The sequence below is a fragment of the Microvirga pakistanensis genome (assembly GCF_004458765.1).
In the GTDB taxonomy this organism is placed as follows: Bacteria; Pseudomonadota; Alphaproteobacteria; order Rhizobiales; family Beijerinckiaceae; genus Microvirga; species Microvirga pakistanensis.
In genome coordinates this window covers 41,121-60,649 of sequence record NZ_SPJX01000645.1, presented here as the reverse complement: position 1 = coordinate 60,649, position 19,529 = coordinate 41,121, and the positions used below count along the sequence as shown (strand labels likewise).

The 19,529-nt window shown below is 61.5% G+C and carries 19 protein-coding genes; 3 read left to right on the top strand and 16 right to left on the bottom strand.

All coding sequences use genetic code 11. The annotated features are described in order from the left end of the window. Window positions 1-28 precede the first annotated feature (28 nt). The 11 genes from E4K09_RS24660 to E4K09_RS24610 all read right to left on the bottom strand — a co-directional run bounded on the left by E4K09_RS24660 (window position 29) and on the right by E4K09_RS24610 (window position 10,090). A complete protein-coding gene (locus tag E4K09_RS24660) occupies window positions 29-820 on the bottom strand; it encodes a quinoprotein dehydrogenase-associated SoxYZ-like carrier (protein ID WP_134500284.1) in 792 nt (263 codons plus the stop codon). Between the two features lie 73 nt (window positions 821-893). Further along, the gene (locus tag E4K09_RS24655) at window positions 894-1,454 is read right to left on the bottom strand and encodes a PQQ-dependent catabolism-associated CXXCW motif protein (RefSeq protein WP_134500283.1); all 561 of its coding nucleotides are present in this window, start codon (window positions 1,452-1,454) and stop codon (window positions 894-896) included. Further along, a complete protein-coding gene (locus E4K09_RS24650; RefSeq protein WP_244610669.1) occupies window positions 1,451-2,350 on the bottom strand; it encodes a quinoprotein dehydrogenase-associated putative ABC transporter substrate-binding protein in 900 nt (299 codons plus the stop codon). The genes E4K09_RS24655 and E4K09_RS24650 overlap by 4 nt, the downstream gene beginning before the upstream one ends. Beyond that, the gene (locus tag E4K09_RS24645; RefSeq protein WP_134500300.1) at window positions 2,319-2,774 is read right to left on the bottom strand and encodes a c-type cytochrome, methanol metabolism-related; all 456 of its coding nucleotides are present in this window, start codon (window positions 2,772-2,774) and stop codon (window positions 2,319-2,321) included. The genes E4K09_RS24650 and E4K09_RS24645 overlap by 32 nt, the downstream gene beginning before the upstream one ends. Before the next feature lie 192 nt (window positions 2,775-2,966). After that, a complete protein-coding gene (gene xoxF5 / locus E4K09_RS24640) occupies window positions 2,967-4,751 on the bottom strand; it encodes a lanthanide-dependent methanol dehydrogenase XoxF5 (protein ID WP_425293884.1) in 1,785 nt (594 codons plus the stop codon). Window positions 4,752-5,197: 446 nt separating this feature from the next. Beyond that, window positions 5,198-6,154, bottom strand: coding sequence for a quinoprotein relay system zinc metallohydrolase 2 (locus tag E4K09_RS24635; protein WP_134500281.1), 957 nt, complete (start codon window positions 6,152-6,154; stop codon window positions 5,198-5,200). A gap of 39 nt (window positions 6,155-6,193) precedes the next feature. After that, window positions 6,194-6,958 carry an ABC transporter ATP-binding protein gene (locus tag E4K09_RS24630; RefSeq protein ID WP_134500280.1) on the bottom strand — a complete coding sequence of 255 codons (765 nt, stop codon included), beginning with the start codon at window positions 6,956-6,958 and terminating at the stop codon, window positions 6,194-6,196. After that, a complete protein-coding gene (locus tag E4K09_RS24625) occupies window positions 6,921-7,691 on the bottom strand; it encodes an ABC transporter permease (protein ID WP_425293883.1) in 771 nt (256 codons plus the stop codon). Before E4K09_RS24625 ends, E4K09_RS24630 begins: the two co-directional genes overlap by 38 nt. After that, window positions 7,688-8,659 carry an ABC transporter substrate-binding protein gene (locus E4K09_RS24620; protein ID WP_134500279.1) on the bottom strand — a complete coding sequence of 324 codons (972 nt, stop codon included), beginning with the start codon at window positions 8,657-8,659 and terminating at the stop codon, window positions 7,688-7,690. The genes E4K09_RS24625 and E4K09_RS24620 overlap by 4 nt, the downstream gene beginning before the upstream one ends. A 225-nt stretch (window positions 8,660-8,884) precedes the next feature. Beyond that, entirely contained in the window at window positions 8,885-9,391 is a 507-nt protein-coding gene (locus tag E4K09_RS24615; RefSeq protein ID WP_166802503.1) for a DUF3280 domain-containing protein, read from the bottom strand. A 192-nt stretch (window positions 9,392-9,583) separates the two neighbouring features. Continuing rightward, window positions 9,584-10,090 (bottom strand): hypothetical protein, encoded by a 507-nt coding sequence (locus tag E4K09_RS24610; RefSeq protein ID WP_244610667.1) that lies wholly within the window; start codon window positions 10,088-10,090, stop codon window positions 9,584-9,586. Between the two features lie 462 nt (window positions 10,091-10,552). Between E4K09_RS24610 and E4K09_RS24605 the strand changes: the two genes are divergently transcribed. After that, complete coding sequence (locus E4K09_RS24605) at window positions 10,553-11,545, top strand: phasin family protein (RefSeq protein ID WP_134500277.1); 993 nt, start codon at window positions 10,553-10,555, stop codon at window positions 11,543-11,545. A 185-nt stretch (window positions 11,546-11,730) separates the two neighbouring features. On the opposite strand, the gene E4K09_RS24600 is transcribed toward E4K09_RS24605, so the two are convergent. The 5 genes from E4K09_RS24600 to E4K09_RS24580 all read right to left on the bottom strand — a co-directional run bounded on the left by E4K09_RS24600 (window position 11,731) and on the right by E4K09_RS24580 (window position 17,732). Continuing rightward, complete coding sequence (locus tag E4K09_RS24600) at window positions 11,731-13,983, bottom strand: xanthine dehydrogenase family protein molybdopterin-binding subunit (protein WP_134500276.1); 2,253 nt, start codon at window positions 13,981-13,983, stop codon at window positions 11,731-11,733. Beyond that, window positions 13,983-14,471, bottom strand: a complete 489-nt coding sequence (locus E4K09_RS24595; protein ID WP_134500275.1) for a (2Fe-2S)-binding protein — start codon at window positions 14,469-14,471, stop codon at window positions 13,983-13,985. Before E4K09_RS24595 ends, E4K09_RS24600 begins: the two co-directional genes overlap by 1 nt. After that, on the bottom strand, window positions 14,462-15,847 hold the full coding sequence (locus E4K09_RS24590; RefSeq protein ID WP_134500274.1) for a cytochrome c: 1,386 nt from the start codon (window positions 15,845-15,847) through the stop codon (window positions 14,462-14,464). Before E4K09_RS24590 ends, E4K09_RS24595 begins: the two co-directional genes overlap by 10 nt. Window positions 15,848-16,149: 302 nt before the next feature. Beyond that, the gene (locus E4K09_RS24585; protein WP_342211371.1) at window positions 16,150-16,500 is read right to left on the bottom strand and encodes a MerR family DNA-binding protein; all 351 of its coding nucleotides are present in this window, start codon (window positions 16,498-16,500) and stop codon (window positions 16,150-16,152) included. 452 nt (window positions 16,501-16,952) lie between these two features. After that, complete coding sequence (locus tag E4K09_RS24580; protein WP_134500297.1) at window positions 16,953-17,732, bottom strand: SDR family NAD(P)-dependent oxidoreductase; 780 nt, start codon at window positions 17,730-17,732, stop codon at window positions 16,953-16,955. Between the two features lie 133 nt (window positions 17,733-17,865). On the opposite strand from E4K09_RS24580, the gene E4K09_RS24575 reads away from it, so the two are divergent. Continuing rightward, window positions 17,866-18,717 carry a DeoR/GlpR family DNA-binding transcription regulator gene (locus E4K09_RS24575; protein ID WP_134500273.1) on the top strand — a complete coding sequence of 284 codons (852 nt, stop codon included), beginning with the start codon at window positions 17,866-17,868 and terminating at the stop codon, window positions 18,715-18,717. A gap of 5 nt (window positions 18,718-18,722) precedes the next feature. Further along, the gene (locus tag E4K09_RS24570; RefSeq protein WP_134500272.1) at window positions 18,723-19,523 is read left to right on the top strand and encodes a BtpA/SgcQ family protein; all 801 of its coding nucleotides are present in this window, start codon (window positions 18,723-18,725) and stop codon (window positions 19,521-19,523) included. Window positions 19,524-19,529 lie beyond the last annotated feature (6 nt).

The window sequence follows — 19,529 nt, the reverse complement described above, 5'->3', positions numbered from 1 at the left end:
AGATGATTCCACCCCAGTCGAAACCGCTCTAGGTACCGCTTCCCGGGAAGATTTTCTTAAAGACCTGTCCTTCGGTATCTCTCGCCTCGATGGTGACCGGCTCGCCCGTGCTCCCATAAGTGAACCTGAAGGTTGGGTCCTCGCTGATGGATATGCCGCCTTCCATGCTGAAAAGCGTCTTCTCACCTTGTCGGACGTCAAGTTTGTCGATGAACCATGCAGGCGTGTAGTGGCGCGTGACCTGGTCCATCTGCAGACCCGAGTAATTGGGATGCCGCACCTGCACCTGTGCGTCACCCCTGTCTGCGAACACTCGGAACCTCATTTCCCCCAAACGAGCCTTCGCCTCGACGGGGTCCTTAGCGGCTGGCGCCGAGCATCCGCCGGCGGCCTTCACATAGGTCTTCGTCATGTACAATCGTCCGTCATCCATAGTCGCAACGGCTCGAACGAACGTGTAGGAGTCGATCCGTACCCGCGTCGCCATATCGAAGGTCTTTTGGCCATCTCTCAACTGGAAGACTGCGGCGACCGGCGCCGGATTCTCGTCAACCACCAGGGTGATCTTGGTCACCCGCCCGGCATCATCGTCGGGAACCGTGACACGCAGCTCGATCGGAACGATCGCGGCATCCTCGGCGCGGGATGGAGCGACGAGGGTCAGCCGGCCGGTGCCGTCCCCCGGAACGCTTTCGCCGATGACAGTGGAGCGAATCTCCGCCCACGTGTTCTCTTGCTGGGCAACGGACAAGCTCGGAACCAGCAGGAGAGCAGCCAGTCCCGCCCATACCGATACGATGATACGAGAGCGCACGGTCATGAACAGCCTCCCATAAGAACAAGCTCAGGCGAATAGACTGTCAGGTGCCCAAGAGCGAAGCCCGGATGATCGTCTATGGACTTCTCTCCGCGCGCTCGACGGGCAATCCGGCATCCTTCCACCCATCGGTTCCTTCAGGATACCAGTATACGACAGAGTAACCATATCTTAATGCACGCTTGGCTGCGTTCCAGGACATCCAGCAGTTCCGCTGACAGAAGAGAACGAGCGGACGGGAATGATCGGCCTGCGCTGCGACACTCAGACCGTGGCGGAAATAGGCCTCCGTCTCGGGCGTCAGCACCCCATAGCCGACATTGGGCAGCCACACGGCTCGTGGAATGCTGTCTCGCGACGGAGCATGCCAAAGGGTTCCGGCGGGCAGGTTGGCAGGGCGCTGAGGCTGTGGCATGACGTCGATGAAGACCGCATTTCCCTGGCGCCAAAGCGCCTCGGCCTCCGGGGTGCCGATCACCGTCGCTCCCTTGAGGGTCAAAGGAGTCGGAGCCCTGTATTCTTCGAGGCGGTAGCCCTCGGGCTCGGGGGGAGCCTGAGCGTAGGCGCCCGGGCCGGCGAGAAGCCAGATCAGAACGCTGCATTCCCAGGCCTGCCCAGTTCGATGTCGCGCGCTCATGGCTTCGAATGCTCCCCTGCGGGTTCCTCGATGAGACGTCCGTCCTCGTCGAGCAGGGGCACACCGTAGGTGAGGAGCACACGGTTGATATCGGCCTGGCGCTTCTGAAGCACGTCGTTGAGAGCATGCTTCCACTCGATTTCATTGGGGCGGATTCCGAGAGTGATGCGAAACGCCAGCGGTGGCCTGTCGGCTTCCGCGACCAGAGGAACCTTGGTCAGCACACCCTCGTGTTGCAGAGCTCCGTATCCGGCAATCGGCCCCCACAGGATAGCAACGTCGAGACGATCCGCCACAAGATCGGCGATCATCTCATCGGCCGGTGACTCGAACCGCCGATCGACCAGCAACGCGTAGGACTTCATGGCCTGCCCAAGGCCAAGGGCCTCGAGATGATCGACGGGGGGCGTCGCGGCGATCACGCCGATGCGTTTTGACCGGAGCCGCGGATCCGAGAGTTGCTTGAGCCCTGACAGCTCACCGCCGGATTTGATCAGAGCTGTAAAGACCGAGCGATAATACGGATTGGAATTCTGAACGATGTCGGCGCCGGAGGTATAGCCCATGATGACGTCGCAGAGCTTCGCGTTCAGCGAGTTCCGCACGAAACCCGGGCCTTGCGGCATCCAGTAATAGCGCAAGGGGACCTTGAGTTCGTCCGCCAGGATGGCGGCGATGCGGTTCTCGAACCCCTTCCCCTGGCGGTTTGTGAACGGCATGTTGGCGGGATCTGCACAGACGCGCAGCACGTCGGGCGTGACGAGATCGGGAACATGCTGCGCTTGCGCGGGACACAGGAGGCCGAGGCTTGCGACGAAGGCCACAAGCCCGGTGCGGGCGATTACCAATCTTGAGCGCCCAATCTTATCCTCCCCCGAGGCACGTCGCTTCTGCATCTTTTGCAGCCTGTGGCTTTTCATCTCTCTTCTCCGGACGGCCGCGGTTGAGAGCTCCCTCGGCACGCGCGCGGAGATAGACGTAAATGTCGTCCATGTAACAGACGACATTCTGGTTCGTGCCGAATGACGGCATCACGCTGGTGTTGCCGCTACGAGCAACCTGGCGGCCTTGGATGACCACTTCTGTAAACTGCTGGTAGGTCATGTTCTTCAGAGAATCTGCCAGTGCGGGAGCATAGGTTGACCCCGCCCCGTCAGGCCCGTGACAGCTATGACAATCCCCATGGTAGCGCCGAAAGCCGGAATAGGTGTACCAGTCCACGGTTCCGTCCGCCTTGATGCGGTAGGTCGGGTTTCCTTCGGCATCGAAAAACTTTCCGTCCTCCTCCCGCGCCGGCGCGGCGGGCTCAGCCCGAAGCATCCCTGCGGGTGTGAAGAGCACCGCCAACAGACCAATCTTGATCGCGACGCCGATCTTCGATCGCGACGCCACTCGAAACTTCGTAATCACCACTAAACCTCTCCTCGGATGACGTGATCTGCGAATGCAAGACAGGACTGGCGCAGTTCCCTGCGCCAGTCCGTTGTTTCAGCAACATGCCTGCTCATTCGCCTATTGCGGGAGAGTGAAGACAGTCAGCTGGCCTCCGAGGGCAGTGTAGTTGCTCAGGCCGGCATAGCCGCCAACAGCACCCAGACCCGCCTGCGGATCCGTCAGCCCGGCCGCCAGACCGATTCCGGCCCAGCCGCCAACGCCGGAGAGAACGGCCACGTACTGCTTGCCTCTATGCGTATAGGTCATCACGTTTCCGATGATGCCGGAGGGAGTCTTGAACTTGTAGAGCTCCTTGCCGGTCTTCGCGTCGACCGCCTTCAGATATCCTTCCAGCGTGCCGTAGAACACCACATCGCCGGCCGTCGCGAGAGCGCCCGACCATACCGAGAACAGCTCGGGGAGCGACCAGACGATCTTTCCTTCACGGGCATCCCAGGCGATGAAGTTGCCCATGCCGCCATGGCTGTTCGGCGCGGGATACATCGACAGGGTTGCGCCCACATAGGGTTGGCCCGGGGTGTAGTTCACCCGGTAAGGCTCGTAATCCATGCAGACATGGTTGGTCGGGACATAGAACAGGTTGGTCCGCGGAGAATAGGTCGCCGGCTGCTGGTCCTTGGTGCCGAGAGCGGCCGGGCAGACCCCTTTCGTGTTCACGTCCTCGCCGTTCTGCTCGGTCGAGTACTGCGAGACCACCATGGGCCGGCCGTAGGTCTTGCTGTTCTTGTCCATATCGACCTTGGTGGCCCAGTTCACAGCCGGATCGTACTTCTCGGCCACGAGCAATTCACCGGTGACCCGATCGAGCGTGTAAGCGAAACCATTGCGGTCGAAATGAACGACAACGGGCCGACGCTGCCCCCTGATGTCCTGATCCGCGAGGATCATTTCATTGACGCCATCATAGTCCCACTCGTCGTGCGGGGTCATCTGGTAGACCCACTTCGCCATGCCGGTATCGATGTCGCGCGAGAAAAGGGTCATCGACCACTTGTTGTCGCCGGGGCGCTGCTTCGGGTTCCAGGTCGAGGGATTGCCGGTCCCGTAGTAGAAGGCGTTCTGCTGCGGGTCGTAGGAGAACCAGCCCCAGGTGCAGCCGCCTCCCGTCTTCCATTGATCGCCCTGCCAAGTCTTGAGACTGGAATCCTTGCCGACGGGCTTGCCATGCTCCATCGTCTTCTCGGGATCGATCAACATTTCGTTGTCCGGTCCCATGGAATAGGCCCGCCAGACCTGTTTTCCCGTCTTCATGTCATAGGCGGTGACATGGCAACGCACGCCGAACTCACCGCCGGATATGCCGACGATGACCTTGTCCTTGACGGGCAAGACGGTCGCCGTGTTGGTCTCGCCCTTCTTGGGATCGCCATTCACCACGGTCCAGACGGGCTTGCCTGTCTTGGCGTCGAGGGCCACGAGCGTCGTATCGGCTTGGTGCAGGAAGATCTTGCCGTCTGCGTAGGCCACGCCGCGATTGACCGTGTCGCAGCACATGACGGGGATGACATTCGGATCCTGCTTGGGCTCGTACTTCCACAGGATCTTGCCGTCGCTGTTGAGATCGAGAGCAAAGACGGTGTTGGGGAACGGCGTGTGAACATACATCACGTCGCCGATCACGAGCGGGGATCCTTCGTGTCCTCGCAGAACGCCTGTCGAGAACGTCCAGGAGACCTGGAGCTTGTTCACGTTGGACGCATTGATCTGATCGAGCTTGGAGAACCGGGTATTGGCATAATCGCCGGTCTGGATCACCCACTGGTTGGGATCTTGGATGAGTTTTTGGAGCTCGTCATTGGCACTGGCTGGAGCAATGCCGGCGAGCACAGACAACGCAGACACTAGGCGCAACGCTCTCATTAGATTTCCTCCCGGGATACTCATGCGGCTGCTTGCACAAGCAGCACATTGAGCACCCTCTATTTAGAGTTTGGGGGACTCGAGAGCCTCGGCACCACATCGCGACCGGCAACCACGCCCGGTCCGCAAGGGCCCGGGAAGAAGCTACGGAGTCTGCGAAGAGCCTCGCCTCCCTAAGCGAAGCCGTTAAAAACCGAAGCCAATTCAAATCATAGAGTGCAAATGCGCCTTTAGCAACGACACGACTTCGAGATTGCCAGCAAATGAAAGCACTATACTTTTGTGCTACTGTTCATCTCTAAATATCCGGAAATATTCGTCTGCTTGAATGCCAAGAACTTAAAAAAACCTAATTTCGATGAGCCTCTGCCGGCGAGCGCGCCGATGACATTCGCAAGTGCTGAATCGGTCACGTTACCCAGTCTCACCTACTCCCACTCGAGTTCGTGAAAGGCGGTGGTCGCATTGCGAGCATTGAACGCGTCAAACAGCATCCAGGCGCCGGCTTCGCTCTGCGCAGCCTCCCGAGTGGCTTCACGGATGGTCTGCCCCTGACGAATGGACGACCGAATGTCGGCTTCAAGGCGCGTCAGATAGCGCTCCAGGGGCGCGGCAGCACTCGGCCACGGCGCGGAGATGGGCCCGTGTCCCGGCACGACACGCTCCGCCGAGCGTGAGCGCAGGTCACCCAGGATTCCGATCCACCCCGCGAGGCTGCCATCGAGCGCAGGCACGTGACCAACGAAGACAAGATCGCCGAGAAACCAGGTCCCGGTCGTCAGATCGAGAACGGTCACATCCGTGTTGGTATGTGCGGTGCGCCAGGCTTCGACCCGCAGTCTGCGATTTCCAATATCGAGTTCGACGACATGGTCGACAAGAAGTGAAGGCCGGATGACCGTCGTCCCTTCGAACGAGGCCCCGATCAGGGCGCTGTTGGCGTCAAGATAGGCCTTCTCACGCTCGGCCAGCGCCCGGGGAAGATTACGGTGCCCGACAAAGGTCGCTCCGCTCCCGTGGAATGCCGTGTTGCCCAGAACATGGTCAGGGTGCATGTGGGTGTTGATGACATAGAGGATCGGCCGATCGGTCCGCTGGCGGATCGCCCTGAGAAGACGTCGGCCCGCGGCCGCGCTCCCCCCGGTATCGATAACGGCAACTCCATCTTGACCGATGATGAACCCAAGGTTTGCAATCGCACCGAGATTTCCCTCATCGGCCAGGGCAATGGGAGCCTCGTGGGCGAAGACGCCTGGTGCGATTTCCCTCACGGCAAGCGGAGCATCCTCGCTGGCTATGGCCGGATACTGCGTGGCCAATCCGCTCACCAGAAGCACGACAGCCAGCGTGTAAGGGCGCACGATCTGAACTGACAGACGAAGCATCCGAGAAAGTCCAAGGTAATGGGTCATTGCCTTATCCGATCAGCGTTGAGCCTCCGCGCGTCCTGTCGATATGGTTTGCGGATGAGCCGCGGCAAGCTTTGTCAGCATCGTCTCGACCCAGCTCTCGCTCCGGAGATTGCGGGGCGTCGGAATCATGATGTCAGCGATCACTGTTGCAGGTCTGGACGCCAGAAGAACAAGACGATCGGCGACAGCCAGCGCCTCGCGAATATTGTGGGTCACCATCAGGACGCTGAGCCGCTTCTGGGCGACCACATCGAAGATCGTGGCACGCAGATCCGCTGCAGCATGCTCGTCCAAGGACACGAATGGTTCGTCGAACACCAGCAGGGCCGGATCAATCACCAGGGCTCGCGCCAGCGCGACGCGCCGGGCCAGACCGCCGGAGAGTTCGCCTGGGTACCTCCGCCTCCATTCGCTCAAGCGCAAATTTCCGAACAGATCATCGAGAGATCGATGACGCTCACCGATCGGCAACGCCAGGCGGACATTCTCCTCGACCGTGCGCCACGGGAGCAGGCGAGGCTCCTGGAAAACCGGTCCTATTCTTAGCTTGTGGAGAGATGGACGAATTCCGCCTTCGAAGTCTCGGTCCAATCCCATGACGATCCGCAGGATCGTGGTCTTCCCGATACCGGAGGGACCGATCAGGCACAGGGTCTCACCGTCCTTGATGGTCAGATGGAAATCTCGAAGAACCTCAAGGGGCGGCATTCCCCTGCGTCGGTAGGTTTTCCGATCGACATCAAGCCGCAGAGGAAACAGGACGCCAGCGTCTTCCATAAGCTTCCAGAGGTTGAAGGACAACGGTGTCTATGATGAGGACGACGGTCGTAAACACCAGACTGTAACCTAAGAGCGCCGCGACGTTGAACAGCTGAAAATAGTAGGACAGCGCATATCCAACGCCATCGGGACGTCCCAGCAGTTCGACCACGAGGACGATCTTCCAGACGAGGGCGAGGCCGGAACGGGCCGACGCGACCGTATACGGCTCGATCTGCGGAAGCAGAACATGCCGGACCCATGTCCGCCGCTGGAACCGGAATGCTCGGCTCATTTCCTCGATCTGAGGATCGAGGGAACGGGCTCCCTCGCGCATGATCACGGCCACATTCGGGATCTTATTGAGCGTGACCGCCGTAATGGCCGCCGTTTCGGACAAACCGAGCCAGACGTAACACAGAATGATAATCACGAGAGCCGGGGTGTTCAGCAGGATCATCAGCCAGGAATCGAGGAGCCTGTCGGCAGCCGGGAACCGCCCCAAAGTCAGGCCGATCGTCCCTCCGATCAGCATGGCGAGGGAAAAAGCGACAAAGACTCGGCTCAGTGTCGCCGTGACATTGTGGACGAGGTCGCCCGACTGGGCCTCATCGACAACGAAGGCGAAGACCCTGGCAGGGGATGGGAGGGTGTCCCCACTCACGGCCATGGTCACCAGTTGCCAGAGAAGGAAAAGCAGGAGCAGCGACAGGAGACGCGGAAGAAGGCCGTGTGGCACAAGCATGTTCATGGGGGACTGCGCTCACCATCCCAATAGAGCCCGTCCGGGAATGTCTGAACGGCACCAACCAGTTTCTCACCGCCAATGCTTGCAAGAACGCTGAAAATCCTTTCCGCATCGGCTCTTTCGTCTTCGATGCTTCGCCGGGGGTTTCCTTCCACGAAGTATCGCCGCAACGTCTGGAAGGTTTTCTCGTCCTCGGCACTCATGAGAGGGCGCACCTGCGCCCATGCCTCGTTGCTCTCCGCCAGGATCCGTTTGGCGCCAGACGACGCCTGCGCGAAACTGTTCAGGATCCCTGGATCGGTCGTCTCCCTGAAGATATAGCCCAGCAGGGCAATCTCGCCTTTGACGCCGAAGGATTTCGCGATGTCCCCCGCGCTGACGAGACGGCGATAGCCTTTCGCCTCCAGACGGGCACAGAAATTCCAGTACAGCAGGGCGGCATCGAGTTCGCCCGCTTCGAGCTTGTTCATCAGGAGCGGCGGGGCGCCGTAGGCCAGGGCCGCCCCCGTGCTCAGATCGACGCCGGTCTTGTTCCGGATGTCCGCCTTCAGGAGCAGCCAGCTCTTGTCGAGGGCACCCCCGGCAACCCCGACCCTCTTGCCGATGAGATCGGCCACATTCCGGATGGGAGAGCCGTCGGGCACCATCACTCCCCCCTCCGTCGCGGAAAAGGGGAGGAACTTCACTTTCCGTCCTTCATTCCGCAGGCGGGCTGCCAGCAGGAGATCCGTGACGATCGTGTCGACCTGCTCGCCCATGAAGGCAATCCGCGCCGCGTCATTCGTCGCCAGTTGGACAGGCCGGAGATTGAGGCCGTTGGCCGTGTCGAGACCGGATCTGCGGATGGTCTCGACCTCCCAAAGCACCGTACCGAAGGGAAGGACCCCGACCTTGATGTCCCGGTTCTCGGCGGCCCGAGGCCACACCGGGAAAAGACTCGCCGCCAGAAGAATATCGCGCCTCGATACCATGGGGTCTTTCCTCACCGCATCGTCGCACAGGGCACCCCGTGCTTCATCCCGCTCCGCTTTATTATAGGGCAGAAGCCTGCCCCTTTCCCGCCATGAATTCGTTCAGCCCTGCAACGCCCTCCGCGTTGCGGGCTCCTCGCCCTTTAGTGATGGACCTGGAATCCCAGGCCTTCGAACAGAATTGCGGCAAGCCTGGATCTTCCGTCTCCTCGACGCCTCTGGGCGTCAGGGCTGGACCGAAAGCGGCTCGGAGAGAAGGCGATTCTTCGCAACCCACCTGATACCCCGCAGCCAACTATCGTCCGTGTTTCCGCGAATATCGGCCTGCCCTCCACGGATCGGCTTGCCTGAGCGTACATCCTTGATTGTAATGGCAAAGCTCAGGATCAGATTGGAGGTCTTCTGCACGATCCCGGAGACAAGAAGGTCCGCGCCGAGTTCCTTGGCGAGATCCTCCGCGCAACCATTACAGTTATGAAGCGGGGACTTTTGACGGACTTCATCGATCTTGTCCGTCCAGTCGATCAGCTGGATTTGCGGCGACGATCGAAGAAGCTCGCGCAATTCATCGCTGACACGCTGCAAGCGACGGGTCTGGTCGTCCCTGATCCCGGCGTCTGCTTCTTGGCTCATGTCGATGAGTTCAAGGTCGAACACCACGGTTCTGAACGGCTCGGCAGCAACCGCCGGGGATGCCAACATCAGGACGATCAAAGCCATCACGGCGCGCATCGCAGGCGTTCCTTCCGACAGGTCATGGAATGCTTCTCGTCCGCATCGTCTTATGGGTCGGCCCCTGCGCTGCATGCTCATCGGCAACGGATCGAAGCACAAGCAGACGCATCTAAAGCCTTCGCTCACGCGGGATCGAGGCTTTAGATGCGATCGGTTCGGGAAGGGCAAGCATTCGGCACTTTGCCCTGTCTATTTGGTGCCGACAAGATTCTTGGCTTCGTTGACGGCGCTCATGCATCCACTCGCGTCGCCCCTTTCATCAGCCGCCCGCGCACGACCGAGGGCCGCCTCCAGCTGCTTTGCCCTGTCTGGGGCAGAAGCTGCACCTGATGCGACCTGCGAGCTTGTCGGCTGACCCTGGATCTGGGAACGAACGTCCTGGGGTGAGGTGGCCCGGTTCTCCGTTGCCGTGTTCATGGCTGTCGTCGCATTCGTGTCAGGTGCCTGTCCGGCGGCTGGCACCTGGCGCGGCGTCGCGGAGACCGGAGCATCGGTGCCACCGGGCTGCGGCTGGGTCGATCCCGTCGTGAGGCCCGTCGTAGACCCGGTTCTCATGGTCGGGCCCGAACCTGCATCACTGCTGGAGACGACCTTCTGCAGCGCGCCGATCTCATCGGTGCATGGGCCCGCCCAACCTTCCGCTGGAGCGAACACCAGGACCGTTCCGACCGCTGAAATCAACAATCCCATCTTCATTGTCGTTTCCTCCTCGACATGGATCCTATTCGAAGGCTTTGTTTTTTCTGAGGAACCCGGCTCGCAGGATCGGGTTCCATCCTGCCCTTATGGGGTAGGAAGCCCTCTCCCGACGGATTAGGCGCGGAATCGGCAAAACGATTGCGCCATCAAGGTCGCCGGACGACGGCGCGGAGCAATTGTCGCAGCGGGTCCATGCGATGAAGCTGGAACCCATATGCCACTGACGGATTAACATAGGATAAGATCAAGAATGGCTCGCCCTGCAAGCGGCGGGCTTAGGGATATACGCCCAGAACGTTCAGTAGCAAGTTGGCGTCAGACGAGTCTGTCGGCGGGCGCGGAATATTGCCTGTCCAGTTGCGCGTAACAGCTTCCGGTTTAGTCGACATACGGGTGTCACACGATGCGGTCCAAGCTGCAGAGCATGAGACCGTCTCTTTTTATGTCTTGCGAGGGATTATGACGAACGGACGGTTCAGCCGAGTACCACCAGATAGAGCCAACGAGCTCTTCGAGAGGCTCCTCACGACCTCCAACACTGCGCTCAAAACCCGCGAGCGCCTGCTTGCGGATTTGAAGGAAGAGTTGGAGCTTCTCGCCAGCCTCCAGGAGGAGCACCTGTTTCCTGTGCTGCGGCGGCACGGAATGCAGGATCTTGTGCTGGAGTCGACCAACGACAATCAGGAAACGAGCGCCCTCTTGAGCGAGCTGGAGGGCATGCCGAAGAACACCGCCGAGTTCCTCGACAAGGTGGCTGAGCTCCGGCGCATGTTTCAGCAGCATATCCGTGATGACAAGAAACAGCTTCTTCCCGCCGTGCTCAAGGTGCTGAGCGACGAGGAAGCCAACGCTATGGTCGAAACTGTGGAGGATGAGATGGCAAGTATGGACGATACCAAGCGCGCTGAAGCTCGGCGATCCCGTGAGCAGGTCGAGGCCGTGCAGCGGGTGACGGAGAACGTGGCCGACACGCTGCGGGCCAGCGTGGAAGGCGCCCAGACCATGGCGCAGGCCATGCAGGAGGCGGTGGGGAACAGCTTCGGCGTATTCTCTGAACTGACTCGCCGCTCAACCGGCCAGGGCCTGAGAATGGCAGGCCAACCCGATGGGGTTGCGCTTGGGTTGAGCGAAGAGGCCGCGCAGAATCTGCGAGCCGTGGCTCAATCCAGCTCTGCCCTTGTGCGTGGCCTGCAGGACGTCTCCCGCGAGGTGGCCGACCGCAGCCAGAAGCGCCTGCAGCGCAATCTCGATGGTCTGAACGCCCTCGCCCGCTGCCGGTCCATGACGGATCTTCTCGAGGTGCAGAGCTCGCTTCTCCGCGATAACCTGGAGCAGACGGTCGAGAACAGCCGGCGCATCGCCGAGCTGACCCTCCAGATGGCCGAGGAAGCCACACGAACCGTCACGGTTCAGGTCGAGAAAACGACCGAGCGGGTCAGCCGAGCGGCCTGAGCGCCAGGACCGCGGCTCCTCTTGCAGCCATTGCCCGCAGACGATCCGGCTGGCGACTTGACATGAACAGGCATGAGGAGCGCCCTTGAAGCGCTCCTTATCGTCTGCGGTCGAACGTGGGCATCCGCGGCATTCTCCCAGACAGGCCCATGCTCTCGGACGCCCGGCTGCCCTTCACTTCATTCTCATACGCCGATGGCCGCCTTCACGATCTCGGCCCGGAACGGAATGTCATAGAGCCGTTTTCCCGTCGCATGCCTGATGGCGTTGGCGATGGCAGCCGGAGTCGGTCCCTGGGCGGCCTCTCCCGTTCCAAGGAAAGGCTCGCCCGGCCGGTCCATAATCCGCACGTCGATCCTCTCCGGCACCGAGCCGAACCGCATAATCGGATAGCTCGACCAGTCGATACTGGTGATGCCGGTCTCTTCGAAGGTGACGGCTTCATAGAGCGTCCAGCTCGCGGCCTGAATGATGCCGCCCTCGGTCTGGTTGCGGATGCCGTCGGGATTGACCACCTCGCCGCTGTCGATGGCCGCCGTCACCCGGATGATACGGGTGCGCCCGGTCTCCCGCTCCACCTCCAGCTCAAGCGCCATGGCCAGATAGGCTGCGAGGTTCTTGTAGCGAGCGAAAGCGAAGCCCCGCCCCCGCCCTTCCGGCAGCGGATCTTTGGACCAGCCGAAGTCGGCGGCGGCAGCCTCGATGACCGCACGTCCGCGCGGATCCTCCATGTGTCGCAGGCGGAACTCGACCGGGTCGGTATTTGCCATCAGGGCAAGCTCATCCATCGTGCTTTCGATCGCAAATACGTTGGTATAAGCGCCAAGCGCCCTCAAGGCGGAGACGCGCAGCGGCATCTCGGGCAGAAAATGCCAGATCACGCGCATGTTCGGGATCGCGTAGAGCGGCACCGCATTACGGTCGCCGTTCCCGGAGGGCGTGATGCTGAGTTTGGCCGGCGGAGGCTGGAACGGCGTCGGCAAGGAATGCGCCGCGATGAGCGACCCGGCAGGTCCCGGGCGCGTCGTATGAGTGTTGCTCCACAGATCGTAGTTCCACGCCACGATTTTTCCGGCTTGGTCGAGGGAGGCGCGCACCTCGGTCAGCATCGCGGGGCCGAAGGGCTCCCAGACATGCTCCTGCTCGCGCATCCATTGCAGGCGAACCGGCCGCCCCGGCACCGCCTGAGCGATGAGGGCCGCATCAGCCGCCGCATCATCAGCACCATTGTGGCCGTAACAGCCCGATCCCTCCATGTGGATCACACGGACCTGCTCCGGCGGCACCTTGAGCATTTCCGAAATGGCGGAACGATCCGGATAGACGCCCTGGGTATGGCTCCAAACGGTCGTGGTGCCGTTCTCGAGCAGCGCCACCGCGCAGGAGGGGCCGATCGAGCCGTGGATCTGATAGGGTCGTGTGAAGGTGGCCTGGAAGGTCTGCGCTGCAGCAGCGTCTCCTTGGCTGCGCTCCGCCACCACTCCCTGTTGCGACGGCAGGCTCTTCAGCGATGGGATGAAGTTGGCCGGATTCGGCAATCTTGTACCTTCCGACCAACGCGCCGACACCTCGAGCACGCGCATCGCCTGGATCGCCTGGAACTCCCGCTCGGCCGCAACCGCCAGAAAGCTGCCGTTGCGAACCACGGCGACGACACCAGGCATTCGCTCGACGGCAGACGCGTCCAGTTCCGTGAGCGTCGCCCCGGGACGCGGCGGACGCACCACCCGTGCATGAACCATGCCGGGCATGCGCAGATCCTGCACGTAGATCGGCGTTCCGGTCACCTTGGCGGGAATGTCCACGCGGTGCATCGGCTTGCCCATGACCCGGAAACGGCTCGCCGGTTTGAGGCGCGATTGCGGTATCGCTTCGACATGAAGGATCTCGGCAGAGACGAGTGAGCCGTAGTCGAGCGCCTGCCCGTCGGCCCTGATCACCTTGCCGTTCTCGGCGCGCAGCTGGTCAACAGGAACCTGCCACCGCGCCGCAGCCTGACCGATGAGGATCTCTCGCACCTGAGCCGCCGCATGCCGGATGGCTGTGCCGCTGTTCTGAATGGATTGGCTGCCCGCCGTATAACCCTCGTTCGGAGTCTGACCGGTATCGGCCGTGATGAGGCGGATCGTGGCCGGATCGACCTCCAGTTCCTCTGCGGCGATCTGGAGGATCGCGGTTTTGACGCCCTGACCCAGCTCCGCCTTGCCTGTGAAAACGGAAATGTCGCCGTTCGCATCGATCCGGATCCAGGCGTCGAGGAAAGGATCGCCCGACAGGCTTCCTGGCAGTTTCGGCTTGGGCTGGGCAGGAGGCGCTGCTCCCTGCACCTCGCCTTCCTGGGCAAGGGCACGGGACAGGAGGGAGAAGCTGACGGCCAAGGAGCCGCCTGCGGCCAGTACGCCGCGGCGCGTTGGATTCTTCGCATCAGTGCGGGTCATCAGGAGGCACCTCCGCTTTGAGACTTTTGCCGCATCAGTTCGCCCGCCCGCATCACGGCCTTGATGATCCGCATGTGCGTGCCGCAGCGGCAGAGATTAGGCTCGAGATGGGCGCGGATTGCCGCTTCATCGACGGCGGGATCCGCCTGCAGAAGGGCCTGTGCGCGCATCATCATGCCGGGGATGCAGTAGCCGCACTGAGCCGCCTGCTCCTCGATGAAGGCCTGCTGCAAGGGTCCGGGCTTCTCCAATGTGCCTAGACCTTCCACGGTGGTGATGCTGCGCCCCTCCAGCAGCAGAACCGGGGTGACGCAGGATAGCACGGCCTCATTGCCGACCATGACGGTGCAGGCCCCGCATTGTCCGATGCCGCAGCCATACTTCGCCCCGTTGAGCTCGAGATGGTCGCGCAGCACGTAGAGCAGCGGCGTTTCGGGATCGGCATCGACCTGTCGGGTCGTGCCGTTGACAGTCAGGGTCACGGCCATGATGTGGTCCTCATGCTGGTTTCCGGTGGAGCCTGCGTCGTGCCGTCCATACGGTAGATCGGCACCTCGCGTTCGCCGTTCATCGTCGCTGCGACGCGCTCTCGCGTGTCGGTCCAGGCCGGTTGGTCACTGAAGCGTTCGCGCATGTAGTCGAGCAGGGACACAAGCTGATCCTGATTCAGGACACCGCGATAGGCCGGCATGATGGCACTCGGCTCACCCCTGGCCGCCGGCAGGCCGAAGAGGGTGACATTGATGATGTTCTGCGCATTGGATGCGTTGACCGCAGAGCTGAGATGGAGATTGAGGCCTCCAAACGGCACAGGGCGCCGCCCGTCGTGGCAGCCCTGGCAGGCGCTGAGAAAGATCGCCTCGCCGACCCTGTTTCCGGTGGAGGTTGCTCGCACCGTGAGAGGCGCCTCGCTTTCCTTGCGGGCGGCCGCCGATGCAGCCTCGCCTCGGGCGATCCGCTCCTGGCTCGGACGGCCCATGACGTCGCTCACATAGACCGCGATGGCTTTCACATCGGCCTCGGGAATCGAGCCGAGATTGGCAGTCACGGGTGCCATCGAGCCGCGGGACGCACCATGGTGCTCATGCCATCCATGGCGCAGATAAAATGTGAGGCTATCCGCATTCCAGGGCACCGGAGCCGGCGAGTTCCCGTTGATCGGATAGACGGTCCAGTTCTCGACCTCAGCCCCCGCGAAATACTCGTCCTTCTTCTCCGCGCCCAGCCGGTTGCGCGGCGTGTGGCAGGCGCCGCAATGGCTCAAGCCCTCCGTCAGGTAATTCCCTCGGTTCCACTCCTCGGACCGGATGGGATCGGGCTGGAACGGTCCTTCCCGGAAGTACAGCGCCTTCCAGCCTGCGAGGAGCATCCGCAGGTTGAACGGGAATGGCAGCTCATTCTCGGGCGGTGTCGACGAAGCGGCTGTCCGCGTCATCAAAAACGCATAGAGGGCCCGGTTATCCTCATCGGACACGAGGGTGTAATGATCGTAGGGAAAGGCAGGATAGAGATGCCGGCCTTCGCGATCCACGCCCTCGCGCATGGACCGGATGAAGGCCGCTTCCGACCAGCGGCCGATGCCCGTCTCGGGATCGGGCGTGATGTTGGTCGAATAAATGGTGCCGAACGGTGTCTGAATGCCCAGCCCGCCGCCAAAGGGCTCTCTGCCGGGAGCCGTATGGCAGACATTGCAGTTGCCGATGGCGGCCAGATCGGCGCCCCGCGCCACGAGTGCTCGATCGAAGCTTGTCTGGGCCGGCGGATCGACAGGGTCGATCGCCGAGCGCCATGCATAAGCAACGAAGATCCCTGCGCCCAGGACGAGGAGGATCGCGAAGGCCGCGAGGATCTTCAGGACCCTCATGGCTGCCGGACCCATCGGGGGCAGCAAGACAAGGCCCACTGGCTGGAGAGATTGCGTCGATCCATCATCATGCGACTGCTCTCATCGGCTGACGGCCGCGATCAAGGATGAATCTGGGTCCGAAATGGCTCCGGACAAGAAAAAAAGATCAAACCCGAGGCAAGTCAGGATGCACCGACCCTCAAAATGAAGCGGGTGATGGCGTCTTCCCGCTCAAGCCCTTGCTGCCGAACGGTCAGATACGCGCCACCACATCCCGTCGTGCAATCTTGTTCGCGGACGGCCTCAGCCAAGCTGGAAAGTCACATGCCCGCTACGAACGTCCGGTCGTCCGTCCCGAGAAGATGCTGTGACGGATCGCCTCCGCGAAGGCCGGCTGCCGCGGGCAGCGGCCACGTCGAGCAACCGCTGCAATGTCGGGCGCTCCATATGGTTGATGCGGGACAGACGCCAGCATGACGCAAGCCATCACGGAGTGTAGACAAGTGCTTGACCGTGCGGTCGAGTTCATCGGCTTTGGCAGAAAGCTGTCCCCGATCCATGGTGGGGCGGCCGTCAGGGCCGAACATGCGTTTGATCTCGTCCAGGGGAAACCCGGCTATGCGTCCAAGTGTGATCAGCGACAACTGGACCAGAACGCCTGGATCGAACATCCGCCGCAGCCCTCGACAGCCGATGGAGCGGATCAGGCCATTTTCCTCGTAAAACCGTGAAACTGCAGAGTCGATGCCGGAACCCTGGAGCGCGCTGCGAGAGCTCGGCAATATCCCACATCCACCATGCTTGACCTCAACTTCACTTGAATTCGTAGAGGTCAGGTCTCTTACGTCCCTGCAACGGAAAAGAGATGCGGATGCTTCCCGGCACAGCACTCGATCTCCTGAAGGAAAGGAATGCCCCGGCCGGTACTGCGGCGGGGCGCACGACATCATCAAGGCGCATCTCGACGAGGAGAAGGACAAGATCACCCGCTTGGCTGCCCTGCGCGATGAAACGGAGACCGCGGTCGCCTGCGGCAACCCCCGGGATCATCGAGGTGCTTGGCGATTATGACCCGTGCCAACACTCTCAGCACCCGCTCCTCCAGCATGACCTTTGCCGATGTCTAGTCCATGCGGGCGCCGCCCGTCACATTGACTCCCTGGCCTGTCATGAAGCGCGACGCATCGGATGCGAGGAACAACACGACATCCGCAACATCTTCAGGTTCTTCGATGCGCCCCAGTGGTGTCAGCGACACATATTCAGCAAGAACCGCCTCTGAGGTCATGTTGCGCAAGGATGCCTCCCAGGCGATCTCCCGCTCCTGCATGGAGGTGCGGACAAAGCCAGGGCAGACGGCGTTCACGCGGATGCCGTGCGGTGCCATCTCCCGCGCGAGTGCTTGAGTCCAGCCGAGCACCGCAAACTTGCTGGCAGAGTAGTGTGCCAGGAGGGGAGCGCCGATCTTGGCCGCCATCGATGCCGTATTGACGATCACGCCGCGTTTACGTTCTACGAAATATCGACAGGCAATCTGATTGGTCAGAAACACTCCTCGAGCGTTCACATCGAAATTGTAGTCCCAGTCCTGATCCGTGAGGTCGACGGCAGCGCGCATCGAGGACACACCGGCATTCGCCACCAGAATGTCGATGCCGCCAAGCGCCTCCAGAGCGGCCTGAAACCCCTCCTCCACGGAGGAGCGGCTGCGGACGTCCATACCGATTCCGAACGCCTGTCCGGGCAGCGTCTCGGCGAGCGCCTGCGCCCTACCCGCGTCCAGATCCGAAACCGCCACCTGGACACCGGCCCGCGACAAGGCCTTGCAGATCGCTGCCCCGATCCCGGAGGCGCCTCCGGTCACCAGCGCGCGCCGACCATCGAGGTCGAAAACAGAAGCCATGTTACACCCCACAAGCTGATCCTGCATTACTATGTTCAATGTTAAACAGCATCGAACATAAATCAACTTTTATGTTGATCTAACCCGGGATCGATGGTTGAATTCGATCAAACAAATCCAGTGACAGAAAGCCATGGCGACCTCGCGCATGCATGAGAGCGATTCCCGCGTCCCGAGCACCATCCGTCGGGACAAGATTGCGAAAGCCGTCCAGCGGACGGGCTACATGTCTGTCAGCAGCATCGCATCCGAGCTTGGTGTCTCGGATATGACGATCCGGCGGGATCTGCTCGATCTTGAGAAGCGTGGATTGCTGATCCGCACCCATGGCGGTGCTGTCGCGCCTAGCGATGCCTCGCAAGAAGCCTTCGATGCCGAGGAGCCGAGCTTCGATCACCGGCGCTCTCGCAACGCGGACGCAAAGGCATCGATCGCAGCGGCGGCGGCAGGGCTGATCAGTCCCAATGAGACCATCGGCCTCGATGTCGGCAGCTCGACACTCGCTCTGGCTGAAAAGATCGCCGATCGCAGCGATCTGCGGATCGTCACCAACAACCTGCGCGCCGCCTTGCGGCTCGGCAGTGGCGGCAATGCGGTCTATGTAATCGGTGGCCTGGTACGTGGCCCGGAGATGTCTGCAATCGGGCCGAGCGCGGTCGAGCAGCTCCGGCATTTCGGGCTCGACTGCGCATTCATCGGCGTGTCGGGTCTATCGCCCTCAGGTCTCTACGATTACTCCCCCGAAGACACTCAGGTGAAGCTCGCTCTGATGAATTGCGCAGAGCGGATCGTGGTGCTGTGCGATAGCTCCAAGTTCGAGCGCCGCTCGCTCGCGCGCATCTGCGATCTTTCCGCCATCGACGCTCTCGTTACCGACCGGGCTCCTCAGCCCAACCTTCTCGATGCTCTTCACGCCGCGAAAGTCGAAGTGGTGATCGTCGACGCTCCCTCCTCTTCCGGCGGTTCCGCCTCACAACAAGGATAACTACCATGCCGTTTGACTTCTTCGCCTCCCGCAAGAAGGCCGTCATTGCCATGGCGCATATCGGTGCGCTGCCCGGCACGCCTCTCTACGACGCGGAAGGCGGCATGGACCGGCTGATCGAGAATGTCGCCAAGGATGTCGAGAAGCTCCAAGCCGGTGGCGTGCATGCCATCATGTTCGGTAACGAGAATGACCGGCCCTATCAGTTCAAGGCTCCGCCTGAAGGCGTAGCAGCGATGACTGCGGTCGTTGCGGCCATCAAGCCGATGCTCAAGGTCCCGTTCGGGGTCAATTATCTATGGGATCCGTGCGCCAGCGTCGCCATCGGCTGCACCACAGGCGCATCCTTCGTGCGCGAAATCTTCACGGGCCTGTTCGCTTCCGATATGGGCCTCTGGGAGCCGAAGGGAGCCGAAGCCGTCCGTCTGCGCCGCAATCTCGGACGGCCGGATCTGAAGCTTCTCTACAACATCAATGCGGAATTTGCGGCCTCTCTCGACACCCGTCCGATTGAGCTGCGCGCCAAGAGCGCGGTCTTCTCCAGCATCGCAGACGCCATCCTCGTCTCCGGTCCTCTGACGGGACAGCCCGCGGATGCCTCCGATCTGCACAAAGTGCGCGAAGCTCTGCCCGACGTGCCGCTCTTTGCCAACACGGGTGTACGCATCGACAACGTGCGCAACGTGATGAGCGTCGCGGACGGCTGCATTATCGGCACTCACTTCAAGATCGATGGCATCACCTGGAACCCCGTCGACGGCGACAGGGTCAAGCGCTTCATGGATGTCGTCGAGAGCCTGAGCTGATCCTGG

What these genes read in the sequence shown, in the direction of transcription:
- E4K09_RS24570 (WP_134500272.1), top strand. Translation starts at nt 18,723, where the DNA reads ATGCCGTTTGACTTCTTCGCCTCCCGCAAGAAGGCCGTCATTGCCATG.
- E4K09_RS24575 (WP_134500273.1), top strand. Translation starts at nt 17,866, where the DNA reads ATGGCGACCTCGCGCATGCATGAGAGCGATTCCCGCGTCCCGAGCACC.
- E4K09_RS24620 (WP_134500279.1), bottom strand. Translation starts at nt 8,659, where the DNA reads ATGGTATCGAGGCGCGATATTCTTCTGGCGGCGAGTCTTTTCCCGGTG.
- E4K09_RS24600 (WP_134500276.1), bottom strand. Translation starts at nt 13,983, where the DNA reads ATGACCCGCACTGATGCGAAGAATCCAACGCGCCGCGGCGTACTGGCC.
- E4K09_RS24655 (WP_134500283.1), bottom strand. Translation starts at nt 1,454, where the DNA reads ATGAGCGCGCGACATCGAACTGGGCAGGCCTGGGAATGCAGCGTTCTG.
- E4K09_RS24605 (WP_134500277.1), top strand. Translation starts at nt 10,553, where the DNA reads ATGACGAACGGACGGTTCAGCCGAGTACCACCAGATAGAGCCAACGAG.
- E4K09_RS24585 (WP_342211371.1), bottom strand. Translation starts at nt 16,500, where the DNA reads ATGTTCGATCCAGGCGTTCTGGTCCAGTTGTCGCTGATCACACTTGGA.
- E4K09_RS24650 (WP_244610669.1), bottom strand. Translation starts at nt 2,350, where the DNA reads ATGCAGAAGCGACGTGCCTCGGGGGAGGATAAGATTGGGCGCTCAAGA.
- E4K09_RS24625 (WP_425293883.1), bottom strand. Translation starts at nt 7,691, where the DNA reads ATGAACATGCTTGTGCCACACGGCCTTCTTCCGCGTCTCCTGTCGCTG.
- E4K09_RS24645 (WP_134500300.1), bottom strand. Translation starts at nt 2,774, where the DNA reads ATGCTTCGGGCTGAGCCCGCCGCGCCGGCGCGGGAGGAGGACGGAAAG.
- E4K09_RS24635 (WP_134500281.1), bottom strand. Translation starts at nt 6,154, where the DNA reads ATGCTTCGTCTGTCAGTTCAGATCGTGCGCCCTTACACGCTGGCTGTC.
- E4K09_RS24580 (WP_134500297.1), bottom strand. Translation starts at nt 17,732, where the DNA reads ATGGCTTCTGTTTTCGACCTCGATGGTCGGCGCGCGCTGGTGACCGGA.
- E4K09_RS24615 (WP_166802503.1), bottom strand. Translation starts at nt 9,391, where the DNA reads ATGCGCGCCGTGATGGCTTTGATCGTCCTGATGTTGGCATCCCCGGCG.
- E4K09_RS24595 (WP_134500275.1), bottom strand. Translation starts at nt 14,471, where the DNA reads ATGGCCGTGACCCTGACTGTCAACGGCACGACCCGACAGGTCGATGCC.
- E4K09_RS24660 (WP_134500284.1), bottom strand. Translation starts at nt 820, where the DNA reads ATGACCGTGCGCTCTCGTATCATCGTATCGGTATGGGCGGGACTGGCT.
- E4K09_RS24630 (WP_134500280.1), bottom strand. Translation starts at nt 6,958, where the DNA reads ATGGAAGACGCTGGCGTCCTGTTTCCTCTGCGGCTTGATGTCGATCGG.
- E4K09_RS24610 (WP_244610667.1), bottom strand. Translation starts at nt 10,090, where the DNA reads ATGAAGATGGGATTGTTGATTTCAGCGGTCGGAACGGTCCTGGTGTTC.
- E4K09_RS24590 (WP_134500274.1), bottom strand. Translation starts at nt 15,847, where the DNA reads ATGAGGGTCCTGAAGATCCTCGCGGCCTTCGCGATCCTCCTCGTCCTG.